Below are 13,325 nucleotides of genomic sequence, written 5' to 3'. Positions count from 1 at the left end.
TAGCTCTCTGAGAGGGCATAGCCTGGTACGAGTAAAATCAGAACCAGGTCTTTTTACAAACGGTGATGGATCCGCAACAATAGAATCAATAGTTTCAAAAAACTTCTTTTTGATGTATGATGCTTTCATGAGTGCCTCCTTAAATCAATGTGTGGTCGGATACCTTTGATTTAAGGGGCCGCCTTTGCTAAAGCTTCTTTAGCAAAGGCGGCCGCACTTTTTGAGGCCTGTGTCAAGCCCTAATTTAAAAATTTTCAAATAAAAAAGTGATTCTTACGTTCTTTGTAGAATCACTTTTTCTTTTGCAATAATGTTTTTGATATGAAAGTATATATGAATTTCCTTAACTAAATGACATTGCTACTGTTCTCGGAGTCAGAGCCCGAGGCCCTGGTACCTAGCCACACCGAAGGTGCTTGCCATTGACGGGTTCTGAGGGAAACGCTACAATGCTGAATCCGACGGTGCGCGAATCTAATTACTGTTCCCATCATCCTCACCGTCGGCTCTAAGGCCAGGGCGTTTCCCTCAGGTTCAGTCAATGGTGGCGTACAGAGCCGCAATCTAAACTTTTCTTACAATAAAAGTAGAGTATCATTTCCAATACATATATTTATCTTCATGTGGTTTGTTCTATAAAGGATGAACTGATAATTAAAGAATGCTTACGCCACCGGCGTAAGCATTCGTAACAAAGATCAATTCAATTTATCAAACTCTCGCTGTAACACAAGAGTAAGTTTTTCCACGGCCACTTTATTTGAAACACCTCTTAACAACTTCGATGATCACATCCTGCTGCTCAGGGGTCATCTTGTTATCACTTGGAAGGCAAAGGCCTCTCTCAAAAATGTCACTTCCAACATCCTCAAAGCCGGTCTCCTTGATGTAGGCGTTACTTCTTGCTCTTCCGTTTCCTGCCTCTGTTACAAAGCCGTTCATGCGGTAGATTGGCTGCATGTGCATAGGCTTCCAGATTGGACGGCCTTCCGCATTTATAGCTGCGATTGCTTCCAGGATTTCTGTAGGACAGCTCTTTCCGGGTTCTGAAATGTAGAGAACATCTTTTTCTCCGCGAACCTGTTTGCACATAGCATCTTCATTGATGAGAAGACATGAGAGCCAGAAGTTAGGCTCACTGTTCTCTGCATCAAATGGGTTCATTGTAACAGGAAGATCCTTAAAGCCCTCTTTGTATCTCTCATAGATTGCCTTTTTCTGCGCGATGTGCTCCTCTAGGTATGGCATCTGACCTCTTACTACGCCTGCGATAACGTTACTCATGCGGTAGTTAAAGCCAAGCTCCTCGTGTTGATACCAGGCCGCATCTTCTCTTGACTGAGTTGACCACTTGCGGACCTTGTGGGCGTCATCTACATTATTTGTCAGGAACATTCCGCCTGATGAGCCTGTGATTATCTTATTGCCGTTAAAAGAAATAACGCTGTAATCGCCAAAGAGTCCTGTCTGCTGTCCCTTATAGGTTGCACCAAAAGACTCTGCAGCATCCTCAACTATAAGAGCTCCGTGTTCATCACAGATCTTTCTTATCTCATCTACTTTGCCGGGAGTTCCGTAAAGATGGGCAATTACTACAAGTTTTACCTCAGGATAGATCTCAAATGCTTTCTCAAGAGCAACCGGGTCCATGTTCCAGGTATCTCTTTCAGTATCGATATATACTGCTTCGCCGCCCTCATAAGCAACAGGATTTACTGTTGCATCGAATGTCATATCTGAACAAAAGACTTTTCTGCCCTCGAGGCTTCCGTGTCCAACCTTTGGCTGGCCATAAAGTCTTTCACCTGCAAGTTTGATTGCAAGGTGAAGGGCTGCTGTTCCGCAGGAAAGAGCTACAGCGTCCTTGCAGCCGATCTTTTCTGCTACAAGTCTCTCTGTCTCATTGATATTAGCTCCAACAGTTGACATCCAGTTGGTCTCATAGGCTTCCTGCATGTACTTAAGCTCATCTCCGTGCATTGTAGGAGATGAAAGATAAATTTTTTTCTCAAATCTTTTTATTTCCATGATATCTAACCTCAGCAAGTGCTCTACTCTTCGTTTATCTTTTCTGCTGCCTTTTTAAGAGCTTCCATATGCTCTGCTGTCTTGTCATCTTCGTTGTCTGTTGGATGATAGGTTGTTACTATCTCGCGTACTATTGATTTAATGTCCGGCGACTCAGCTCTTGCAGCCTTATGAAGTCTCTCAAGCTCCGCAAAGAACTTCATCTCATCGAGCTCGATTGGCTTTCCTATGTGGATCATCTTATTTGCTGTATCCTGAAGGCCTTCCTCGTCCATGAGCATCTCTTCATAGAGTTTTTCTCCGGGACGAAGTCCTGTAAATTCAATCTTTATATCCTCGCCAACCTTGAAGCCGGAAAGCTTAATAAGGTTCTCAGCAAGATCAAGGATCCTTACAGGCTCACCCATATCAAGAACGAAGATCTCTCCGCCCTTTGCAAAGGCTCCTGCCTGAAGCACGAGTGAAACTGCCTCGGATATAGTCATGAAGTATCTGATAATGTTAGGGTCTGTTACTGTAACCGGTCCACCTGCCATGATCTGTTTTTTAAAGAGCGGGATAACAGAGCCGTTTGAACCAAGTACGTTACCAAATCTAACTGCAACAAATTCTGTGTCATAGTGCTTGTTGAAGGTCTGTACGATCATCTCGCAGATTCTTTTGCTGGCTCCCATGACGTTTGTGGGGTTAACAGCCTTATCGGTTGAGATAAGGACAAACTTCTTGGTTCCGTTCATGGCTGCTGCCATGGCTGTCTTCCAGGTACCAAATACGTTATTCTTGATAGCCTCTCCCGGGCTGTCCTCCATAAGAGGAACATGCTTGTGAGCTGCTGCGTGATATACGATATCAGGCTGGTACTGCTCAAAAATAGTGTTTATTCTAAGTGTATTTCTAACTGAAGCAATAAGAACAACAAGATCAAGGTCAGGGCACTTTGTCTTAAGCTCCTGCTGAATGTCATAGGCGTTGTTCTCATAAATATCAACAATGATAAGTCTCTTTGGTGAGTGCTGGGCGATCTGTCTGCAAAGCTCAGAGCCGATTGAACCGCCACCACCTGTGACCATGACAGTCTTGCCGCTTACGTAGCCTGCAATGGAATCAAGGTCAACTGCGATGGGATCTCTTCCAAGAAGGTCCTCAACTTCTACGTCACGAAGTCTTGATACATTTACTTCGCCATTAACAAGCTGATACATTCCGGGAAGTGAACGGAGCTTACAATCTGTGTTCTTACAGATATCAAGTATTTTCCTGAGCTCCTGTCTGGAGATTGATGGCATTGCCACGATTATCTCATCGATGTCATAAAGGTCAGCGCACTCAACGATTCTCTCTCTTCCGCCTACAACTCTGATCCCCTGAATATATTTGCCCCACTTTTCTGTGTCATCATCAATGATGCACTTGATTGACATTGTGGAGTAGTTGCTTGTAATTATCTCTTTTATGATGATATTGGCAGCTTCTCCTGCGCCGATGATCATAACGGCCTTGGAGTTGTGCTTGTTCTCAGCTCTGTGTTTTTGTCCCCTTAAGAATCTGTAAGAGAATCTGCTGATAAAAATAAATGTTATGAGCAAAAACGTATACAGAAAATAGTAGCTCTGAGGAACAGGCTGATCTTCTGATTTAAAGAACTGAAGGCCAATGGCATTGATAACACCTGAAAGGACGCAGGCCATTACAAGGTTCTGCATCTCTCTTTCGCCGGCATAGGCCCACAAGCTGTCATAGAGCTTAAAGAAATAGAACACAGCCAAAGTTATCAATATATTAAGGGGCAAAAAGGTAGTTACAGGATCCAGGAAGTGATCAGGTATAGTACCGATCCTGAACTCATATCTTATAAGGATCGCCACGTAGCTTGCCACGATAACGCTTATGATATCGTAGATAATAAGGCCTGTTCTTCTATATAGTTTTTGATAGTTAAAGGGTTCTTTTTCTTTGCGCATTTTTATTTTGCCTTTTTCTGAAATAATAATGGAGCAATTGCAAACATGAGAGCAAGTGTCATAGGATTGCTGAACATAAATACCCACTCACTTATTCCTGCCACGGCAAAGCCCAGTACAACAGCAAAGGGCATAAGGGCGAGAGGCTCTTTTTTCTCTCTCTTGTAATATGCCGCACCGCATACAATTCCACCAATTATGAACAGTATAAATAAAGCTCCGACAATAACTCCGTGGTCGTATGCCACCTGAATGTAAGTATTGTGGGCATGTACTGCTATTTCACCATTTGGAAGCTCTGCTCCCATCTCATCATGTCCTGAAAGATTCAGCTCTTTTAAATAGGACCTGAATATAGTAATTCGGCCGTTTGAAAGGACATCAATGATGTTGGAAGAGTCAACGTATTCATTGACCTCTTCTGTAAGCATCAGGATTCCAAGCTCTGCCCTTGTTATCGCAGCGCTGGCCAAAAGCTCATCAGGATCATAGTCTGTTACAAATCCATATTTTTGCTCCTGCTCATCGCTTCCCTCGTAATCATTGCCATAGTAATCGAGGTAAGGGTCACCGGTTACGGGATCGTAGTTGTACAGATCCACCGGATAATTATAGTCGCCAACAGATATTCCAAGAATCTTACCTGCAAAAAGACCTGCAAATCTCTCCACGCACATAAAGTTAGGGCTATCCCACGCTGCGCCGCCTCTTATGAACTCATCAGTGTCGTCAATTGCGTACACAACAGGTCTTGCCACCATGGCAGGAATTATCCTCTGAAGGGTAAACGCACCAGGGAAGCACACGATTACTGACACTATCATGACAAGGAGCATTCTAAAGAACTGCTTTTTATATCTTGCTGCAGTTACAATAAGCACAAGCAAGATGCAAACGCCCATGGCAAGGTAAGCTGTCCTTGATACAGTAAATATCGCGTAGGATGCGATCCATCCAAAGAGCACAATTTCTTTCCAGGCTGTCTTTATAACCTGCTTAATTCCGATGTGGTTTGGAAGGGCTACTATCTTTGCTGTCAAAAGAACTGCTGCCACAGCCCCCATGAATGTGAAATACTCAGCAGTCACGGTAACTGTGTGGAAAAGAAATCCAAATCTTCCGCTTACGTATCCTGCAAAATAGCGGTGAAGAAGGCTAAACACAAGTGAAATAGCAAAGTTCATCATAAGTCCGCCGGATACGATCTTTATAAAGTCTTCTCTGTTTTTCCAGACTGAGAGTCTGATATACAGACAGGTAAAAGTAACTGCAAGTGCCACTCCCCACCATCTGGTATTTCTCATAATAACAATTGATGCAAGGAATACGAGCACCAAAAATCCATAAGGAGAAAGCCTGTACTCTGAGCTCTTTTTCTGAATGTCTTTTGACAAAACATCCATAACAAATCTCACAAGGAGTCTTATAAGGTTAAGTACAAGAAGTCCTCCGAGGATCACGATAATAATGCCGTATTTAAGAATCATATTGTGGAGGTCATATTCTTTTTCTGTATCTGCAAGGGCATTTACCTGATAGTAATGAACTCCGTAGATAACTGAGCCAATAAGCCAAAGGATATTGACCATGTTAACAAGCTCTTTGTAGCTGAGAGTAAAGATCATGAAGATCAAAAGCCAGATGAGCATCCTTCTCTCAGAAAGAGTGTGGTAAATATCGTAAAGGTCATTCATGTAATCGCAGGCATACCAGATGGACATTGCCATTGAGAACATCATGAGGATGTATCTAACCTTGTTTCCTGAATCAATTCCTTCCCAGAATGAAATACCAACCTCATGCCTTACAGTCTTGTGGTTAACTGCATAGAAGGCGATCCCTGCACTAATCATGAGACCAATCTCGTAAAAGACAATATCCAGAACTCTCATGTCAAATATTCTAAGCGGGAATACCATAACCATGAGGCTTCCAAAGAAGATTGCAATGATGGGATTAGCAACTACTTTAAGTGCCTGCCTTACAGTAACTAAGGTATTCCTGTCAGGTCTTTTCCTGAAATATAATCCTATGGCTGCCCACAGAATAAGGGCTACAGCAAGGATCCCTGCAATAAGCTCAAGTGAAAGAGTCTTGGAAATCGGAAGTCTGTAGTTGTAGATTGCCGCAAGGTGACGGGCAGGAACATCCACTCCATCCCTGAACACTCCGCCAACATAGGCAGAATCGGACTCAACACTCTCGTAGGCCACGCTGTATTTGGATCTGCAGCCACTAAGGTACAGGTAATAAACCTCGCCAACCTCAACATCGTATTCGATAGGAATAGTCACATAGCCCGGAATCTGGAACTTGCTGGTATCAACATATGCGTAAAAGAGCTCTCCATAGTACTTATCCATGAGAGTTGCACTTATGTATCTTCCTTTTTCCACGTCTGTAACATAGATCTGGATAGAGCTGAGCCTGTCATACTGAGTGACAAACTGCTGTGAGAGGTGATATTCGATGTTTACGAATTCGCTCTCATCAAGGCGCTGTCCACCTGCAGTGAAGCTGTCCACCTTTGTCCAGATCCTGAATGGAAATATACTAAGCACTGCCAAAAGAGCCAGCAATAACACCACGGCTCTGCATGCTGTTTTTTTATCTATAACTTTTCTCATATTTATTAAGCCTTTTCTCAAAAATGGTACAAAACACCATCGTTTAATAATACCATATAGGCCCTGGCTTATCAAATTTGGGTACTGCCTGTGTCAAGAAGTAGAGGCAACGCAAACCATAAGATCACAACGTAGCGGACAAGGTAGGTTGGGCCTAAGATCACGGTCAGCCAAACCAGGAGTATAGGCAAAAATGGCAGTATATTCCTGTAATCCTTTTTATAGAGCCTGTAAGCAAGTACATACAGATAAATGATTATAAGTAGTCCCGGTGAAAACAAAAGGGCCTGAACCTTGTGGTCTGTATGAAATGATCCGATGGATATGTATCTGTAAAACTTATCGATCATAGGAATTAAGCTGTGGCGCTCTCCGGGAAGTTCTACCTCGTAGCCAAAGTATGAGCTTTCATCGTAGGTAAAGGTGTAAACGGTGGTTCCTTTGTAGACGTTTATATTAGCCGGAGGATACCAGTATCCGTAGGATGTGAGAAGCCAGGCATTTACGTAGGTCATAGGATGGGCCTTAAAGAGCTTGAAATAGAGCTTCCAGAAATCCGCCTTATTCTGCTCGTAAAGTTCATTATTAAAGCCAACCTTCACAAGGTCAGAAACTCTTGGGGTGTATTTTACAAGGTTCTCTTCAGGAACATAGGACTCAAGAGTCGTAATGTCCTCTTTAGTCATGGAGTCTTTGTCATAGGTGTAGACCCTTGCCATCTGCATGATGGGCACAGTGAGCATCTCCTGATGATGTGGCGCAGCTGTTGTAAGAGCAGCCGACAGCGCTGTACTTATAAGGAGATACAGAATAACGGGTGTTACTGTTATGGCAACAAGTACCTTTGAAAGCTTTTTTCTGAAATAAATAAGGAAAAATGGTATAAATACCAGATAGGCATAAAAACCATTGTGTCTAAAGCAAGGCATCAAAACAGCTGCAGCTATAAAGGCTGCGCATTTGCTTTTATTATTCAGAAACGCCTCAGGATTCTCTAAGAGCTGTACCAAAAGAACTGTCATAAGAAGGAGCATTGCCGAAAAAAGCCCGTCCTTACTTGAACAGAGGCTGTACATGACAATTGTAGGGAAAACTCCATAATAGACTGTCCACAAAATGCGGCTCTTTTTACCCATGCCTCTTTTTTGCATATAGGTGATGACATAGGCCAGAATGCAAGTAATTACAAGCATCTGCAAAAAGATATATGCAAATATGCCAAGGTTCCAGGAACCTGTGATCTTGTGGAAAAGAGCTATTGTGCCCCCAAGGAGCAGCACGTGAAGAAGAGGGTGATGAGTCGTGAAGGTCCTTGTAAGCACTTCATTGAGCTCTTCCTGGGCATCATAGACAAAAAATCCCGGAAATTCTGCAAGAAGGACCACAAGTCCAAGGGCTGCTAAAATGCCCCAGGTACATAAGTGCTCCTTTGATAAAAATATCTTTTTATCTGAGGTATCAAGTGGTGATGCACTCTTTAAAGGAAAGAGGCCAAAAAGTTTCTGACCGCTGTGGGCCTGCTCGTAATTGCGCCATACATATCTGGTGTCAATTGCAATGACCAGCATAAGACAGGCCATGGTAAGCATGGCATTTCTGTCAGAAAGATCCACCTTATCAAGTGTTTCCAGCTGATAACCTATTACCAGGAAAAAACCTGTCAATATGCCAAATAAGCCTGACATAAGCCAGGCTCTGTAATTGATCTTATTATTTTTTTCGTTCCCCATTCTTTTATCCAAGTACACTTTAATGCCCCCAAAACTGATCTTTTCATTACTGTTTATGGGAAGTTGTTTCTCTTATGACATACTGAGGATTTTTATTCTGAGAGATGTAAACTCTTCCCAGGTACTCTCCTACCATACCAAGCATGAGCATAACCATTCCGCCAATGAACATGATGGCGCTCATAAGTGCAGAAAATCCAACCGGAACGTTAGGATTTACAAATTTCTTTATAACTGTATAAATACCATACAAAAATCCAAAGCATGCAAGCATGCTGCCGCTCATTGTAGCAATCCTGAGGGGTTTGATACTAAAGGCAGTAAAGCCGTTTATCCACAATCCAAGGAGCTTTGCGAATGTGTATCCACTGGTTCCGACTTCTCTTTTTCTGTGATTGACATCGACATTTACCACGTGCTTGGTAGTTCTAAGCACAAGGCCTATAACGTAAGGGTATGAGCTGTCATACTTGATCATCTCATCCACTACGAACCTTCTGACACCAAAATAGCTTGATACAAAAAGATCTTTTGGCTTACCAAGCATCACGCTTGCCATCCACTCATTCATGGCAGTTCCAAAGTTTCTGAAAAGGTTGTGCTGCTTGTGGCCGTATCTTGCATAGACTGCATCTGCGTCGCCTTCAAGGGCGGCAAGGAGTTTGCCCACTTCATTGGCAGGAGTCTGTCCGTCATCATCAAGGCATACCACAAAATCGCCCTTTGTATGTCTAAGGCCCGCCATCAGGGCTGCGTGCTGACCAAAGTTCTTGGCAAAGGTTATGCCAAACACTCTTTCATCAGTTCTTTTGCCTGCTATTTCCTGGATCTTACCCCAGGTATTGTCAGGGGAACCATCATTAACAAGGATGATCTCATAGTCATAATCCATCCCTGCCATAGTCTCGTCTATTTCATTTATAACTGATTCCAGAGTCTGCTCTGATCTGTAGCATGGAATCACAAAACTCACCAATTTTTTGCTCATATCTTCTGCTCCATAAGTATCATATCACTTTTCTCTCCATCACTGCATTCAACCAGCGGGAGGTCTTTTATCTTAACAAAGCCTGCGTGCTCATAGCTTCTTATGGCAACTTCGTTGTAGGTAAATACCCTGAGGATAAGCTTTGTAAGGCCAAGCTCTTTTCTTGCATACTCTGTTGCAAGGACTGCTGTCTCGTTGCCATAGCCCTTTCCTATGGCATCATCCTCACCAATAAATATACCATACTCTGCGCTGTGGGCGGTATTATCAATATCTCTGAAATACACGCTTCCTACAGGCCTGTTGTCATTGTTCTTCTCACAAATGATAAGCTGAACTACTTCTCCTGTCTCAACCTTTGTCTTTATCCAGTTCTCGTGGGTCTCATTTGTAAACTTTTCCCGATAAACAAAATTGTCTCTGACTCTTTGGTTGTTACGCCACTTGACGATAAGGTCGGTATCTTCTCTTGTCATGAGGCGAAGAGCCACTTTCTCCCCAACAACTAACATAAATCCTCCACATAAGTATTTATAAATTTTCAGGTTACTATATCAAATATCAAATATATCTACCGCTTAATAACTATCATCAATCATTCAGACTAACCTTGTAGATTCCAAAGGCGTCAGCCACTGTGTCCACTTGTGTGACCCCAATATCATAGCCTTTCTCGGTGTAGTAGTCAGTGAGCCACTCTATATCCTCAGACTTATTCTGAACCACGTACACATTATCAAGAAGGATCGCATCCTGCATGGAATCAAAGCCAAAGGCCTTAAATTTCTTTTCTGTGAGAGGGCTCTTTGACGCCCAGCCTCCCATGAGATCATGATTTGCATAGGTGTTATCCACATTCTTGAACATTTTTTCTGAAAAGAATGTCTCGCCCTCTGCCATGTCCTCGCCGCAGGAAACGCTTGTATAAACATCTATAAAATAAAAGTTATCCTTATTATCTGCAAAATAGTCATAGAGTGCATCGTAGTGCTGGCGCATCTTTTCCCTGGATGCCATCTCAGCTTTCAAGACAAAAACCTGATTAGGAATGGATACAAGAGAAACAATTATAAGAGCTGCCAAAGTTCCCAAGGCTATTTTTAGGCTCTTTTCTGCCCTTAAATACAGCATTCCCAAAAGAACTACGATTTCCATAAGGTACATGGGATGGGTGATCCTTATTGGGTCCCTGCCTCTAACGATAATATAGAGCCAGAGCGTGGTTCTGCAGGCAAACAAAAGAGCCAGCAAAGCTATTGCAAGAAGGGAAGTTTTCTTTTCCCTATTATTCTTAGGAAAAAGATACATCAGGAAAACTCCAACATACAAAATAAATGCAACCAGGTTCCAAGGAAAATCTGTCATTGGGTACTCAAAGCTCTTTTGATAGGAAACCTGTCTTAATCTGTACAGGTACTTGCCTGCTGCCTGGCGAAGCTGCGCAGGAAGCGGGATCTCATCAGTCTTTAGCTTATCTGCGTACTCAGCCACAGCCCAAAGCGTGTCCGCATTTATCTCATCATCAAGGCCAAAATTGTAGTTCACAAGAAGGTGCTGTTCGCTCTCAGAAAGGCCGATGCTCTCATAGAACTCCTTATTCTCCGCATAATCAGGGATGTACTGGAAGTCGTAGAGCTCTGTCCTTGCATTGAAAAGGTCTGTAAAATCCTTCCAGTCAGTGGATGAATAGGCCACTTTGTGGATAACCTGGCTTGCAACAATGATAAGGGCAATGGAAATAAGGAGTTTTAAGTAATTCATGAACTCTTTTCCTGTAAGCGCCCATTTTATCAGTATTCCAACCATTACAACAGGAAGTGTCAAAAGAAGCATCTCGGAGCGGAGAAGATATGCTATGGCTATTAGAACGGCTGCAAGGTACAGATTTTTGTCTTTTTCCTTGTGGGTGAAAATTAAAATAACAGCTGTTGCCGATAAAAAGCCACAGGTGAAGGTATATTGAACAAATAAGAAATGCGCTCCGATAACTCCAAGCATCAAAAACAAGCTCGAAGCAAGGGACATAAGCCAAAGCTTATTATCCTTAGATATCTCCAGTATCTTGTAAGTGATGATAAATACACAAAGAGCCTGAAGTAAACATAAAAAGATGCCGTACCAGTCAAGAGCCCCTGAAATTCTGTAAAGGACAGAGATCAGGGCACTTATTGGATACAGCATCTGTATATTGTGTCCCTCCGGAACGCCTGTGTAGGCACCGGAGAGAATATCCTTCATAAGGACGTCATCATTTAAGTCAAAAAAGTAGTCTCCACCAATAGCATTAAAGAGCATAACAAGGAAAGCAACTGCTGCACTCCCTTTTAGATTTAAGCTTTTTGATGTGTTCCCCATAATCTGACTCCAAATTTAAGTAAATCTATAGTACTCCTTTACCCTCATAACAACTTCATCAAGGTCCTCTTCCTTAAGGTTGTAGTACATAGGAAGACGAAGAAGTCTCTCGCTCTCTTTGGTAGTGTATTTATCCTCTCCTCTGAACTCACTAAAGCGAAGTCCTGCCTTGGAAGAGTGGAGCGGAATATAGTGAGAAGCAGGAAGAATATCATTGGCTTTAAGGTAATCAATAAGTCCCTGTCTCTCCTCAAAGTCTTTACACTTGATATAGAACATGTGAGCATTGTGAACGCACTCAGCAGGCACATAAGGAAGCTCGATAAGTCCCTTCTCAGCCATATCTCTGAAAGCGTCATAATATCTGTTCCAGGATTTAAGTCTGTTATTATTTATCTCATCTGCAAGCTGAAGCTGGGCATAGAGATAAGCTGCATTCATATCACTTGGAAGATATGAAGATCCCAGCTCGATCCAGCTGTATTTATCAACCTTACCAAGCTTGTAAAGTGTACGGTTAGTACCCTTTTCTCTGATGATGATGGCATCGTCAACATAGGTCTCATCTCTTAAAAGAAGTGCACCGCCTTCACCCATGCTGTAGTTTTTGGTCTCATGGAAACTGTAGTTACCAAAGTCACCGATTGCACCAAGAGCCTTGCCCTTGTATGTAGCCATTACGCCCTGAGCTGCATCCTCAATAACAAGGAGGTTGTGGCGTTTTGCTATATCCATGATAGTATCCATTTCACAGCCAACACCTGCGTAGTGTACAGGTACGATTGCTCTTGTCTTCTCTGTGATGGCAGCCTCGATCTTGGTCTCATCGATATTCATGGTATCAGGTCTGATGTCCACAAATATGATCTTAGCTCCACGAAGTGCAAAAGCATTGGCAGTGGAAACAAAAGTAAATGAAGGCATGATAACTTCATCGCCCTCTTTTATTCCTGCAAGGATTGCGGCCATCTCTGTTGCATGTGTGCAGGAGGTTGTAAGAAGCGCCTTAGATACTCCTGTCTTTTTCTCTATCCACTCGTTATCAAGAGCAGTGTATTTACCATCTCCACAAATTTTCTGGGCTTCAACACACTCTTTTATATAATCGAACTCTTTTCCGGTAAATGGTGGAACATTAAAATTAATTCTCATAACTTTAGCCTCTCTTCGCAAGTAAGTTATTTCTTTTCAAGGAAAATCTTTCTTGATATGAAATTATAAACCATTACTACGCCGGTTGCACCAAATTTAAAGAATACGTCCTTGGCAAAGCCTGCGCTCATGAAGCTCTGAAGCCATGGCCAGTTGAGATAGATCACGTCGAATCCAATGAAAAGACATATCTCGTTGATTCCAAGACCGATGATGCTAAGAACAAGGAAGATAACGAACTCTTTCTTCCTGCTCATATCCTCTTTTCTCTCAAATACGAACTTAAAGCTGAGGATGTAGTTGGCTATAACTGAAACTGTAAAACCAAGAAGCGCTGAGATCAGGTAATACTGTGGAAATACAGTGCTAAAACCTGTAGTCTCGAACACTACGTTAAAAATTCTGTAAATTACGTAATCGATGATGAAGGCAATGACTCCAACAACACCAAATTTAGCTATCTGCGCCAAAAGTTTATTCATAA

The 13,325-nt window shown here is 42.5% G+C and carries 9 protein-coding genes; all 9 read right to left on the bottom strand.

Going from position 1 to position 13,325, the window contains the following annotated elements:
• Window positions 1-756 precede the first annotated feature (756 nt).
• Complete coding sequence (locus C4S54_RS11120) at window positions 757-2,028, bottom strand: DegT/DnrJ/EryC1/StrS family aminotransferase (protein ID WP_200821067.1); 1,272 nt, start codon at window positions 2,026-2,028, stop codon at window positions 757-759.
• A 23-nt stretch (window positions 2,029-2,051) separates the two neighbouring features.
• A complete protein-coding gene (locus tag C4S54_RS11115) occupies window positions 2,052-3,989 on the bottom strand; it encodes a polysaccharide biosynthesis protein (RefSeq protein WP_103869592.1) in 1,938 nt (645 codons plus the stop codon).
• Window positions 3,990-3,991: 2 nt separating this feature from the next.
• Window positions 3,992-6,616 carry an O-antigen ligase family protein gene (locus tag C4S54_RS11110; protein WP_103869591.1) on the bottom strand — a complete coding sequence of 875 codons (2,625 nt, stop codon included), beginning with the start codon at window positions 6,614-6,616 and terminating at the stop codon, window positions 3,992-3,994.
• Between the two features lie 71 nt (window positions 6,617-6,687).
• Complete coding sequence (locus tag C4S54_RS11105; RefSeq protein ID WP_146059991.1) at window positions 6,688-8,346, bottom strand: DUF6020 family protein; 1,659 nt, start codon at window positions 8,344-8,346, stop codon at window positions 6,688-6,690.
• Between the two features lie 46 nt (window positions 8,347-8,392).
• On the bottom strand, window positions 8,393-9,334 hold the full coding sequence (locus C4S54_RS11100; protein ID WP_103869589.1) for a glycosyltransferase family 2 protein: 942 nt from the start codon (window positions 9,332-9,334) through the stop codon (window positions 8,393-8,395).
• Window positions 9,331-9,846, bottom strand: a complete 516-nt coding sequence (locus C4S54_RS11095; protein ID WP_103869588.1) for a GNAT family N-acetyltransferase — start codon at window positions 9,844-9,846, stop codon at window positions 9,331-9,333. The genes C4S54_RS11100 and C4S54_RS11095 overlap by 4 nt, the downstream gene beginning before the upstream one ends.
• A gap of 79 nt (window positions 9,847-9,925) precedes the next feature.
• Window positions 9,926-11,689, bottom strand: a complete 1,764-nt coding sequence (locus C4S54_RS11090) for a glycosyltransferase family 39 protein (protein ID WP_103869587.1) — start codon at window positions 11,687-11,689, stop codon at window positions 9,926-9,928.
• A gap of 15 nt (window positions 11,690-11,704) precedes the next feature.
• Complete coding sequence (gene rffA, locus C4S54_RS11085; RefSeq protein WP_103869586.1) at window positions 11,705-12,841, bottom strand: dTDP-4-amino-4,6-dideoxygalactose transaminase; 1,137 nt, start codon at window positions 12,839-12,841, stop codon at window positions 11,705-11,707.
• Window positions 12,842-12,867: 26 nt separating this feature from the next.
• Entirely contained in the window at window positions 12,868-13,323 is a 456-nt protein-coding gene (locus tag C4S54_RS11080) for a GtrA family protein (protein ID WP_103869585.1), read from the bottom strand.
• Window positions 13,324-13,325: the final 2 nt, after the last annotated feature.

The sequence above is a fragment of the Butyrivibrio sp. Su6 genome, assembly GCF_900108105.1.
Classification (GTDB): domain Bacteria; phylum Bacillota; class Clostridia; order Lachnospirales; family Lachnospiraceae; genus Butyrivibrio.
Note: the sequence above shows the minus strand (reverse complement) of the source record. Positions and strands in the feature narration are given on the sequence as shown.

Coding starts and splice junctions, on each gene's coding strand:
- C4S54_RS11120 (WP_200821067.1), bottom strand. CDS start 2,028: ATGGAAATAAAAAGATTTGAGAAAAAAATTTATCTTTCATCTCCTACA.
- C4S54_RS11115 (WP_103869592.1), bottom strand. CDS start 3,989: ATGCGCAAAGAAAAAGAACCCTTTAACTATCAAAAACTATATAGAAGA.
- C4S54_RS11110 (WP_103869591.1), bottom strand. CDS start 6,616: ATGAGAAAAGTTATAGATAAAAAAACAGCATGCAGAGCCGTGGTGTTA.
- C4S54_RS11105 (WP_146059991.1), bottom strand. CDS start 8,346: ATGGGGAACGAAAAAAATAATAAGATCAATTACAGAGCCTGGCTTATG.
- C4S54_RS11100 (WP_103869589.1), bottom strand. CDS start 9,334: ATGAGCAAAAAATTGGTGAGTTTTGTGATTCCATGCTACAGATCAGAG.
- C4S54_RS11095 (WP_103869588.1), bottom strand. CDS start 9,846: ATGTTAGTTGTTGGGGAGAAAGTGGCTCTTCGCCTCATGACAAGAGAA.
- C4S54_RS11090 (WP_103869587.1), bottom strand. CDS start 11,689: ATGGGGAACACATCAAAAAGCTTAAATCTAAAAGGGAGTGCAGCAGTT.
- rffA (WP_103869586.1), bottom strand. CDS start 12,841: ATGAGAATTAATTTTAATGTTCCACCATTTACCGGAAAAGAGTTCGAT.
- C4S54_RS11080 (WP_103869585.1), bottom strand. CDS start 13,323: ATGAATAAACTTTTGGCGCAGATAGCTAAATTTGGTGTTGTTGGAGTC.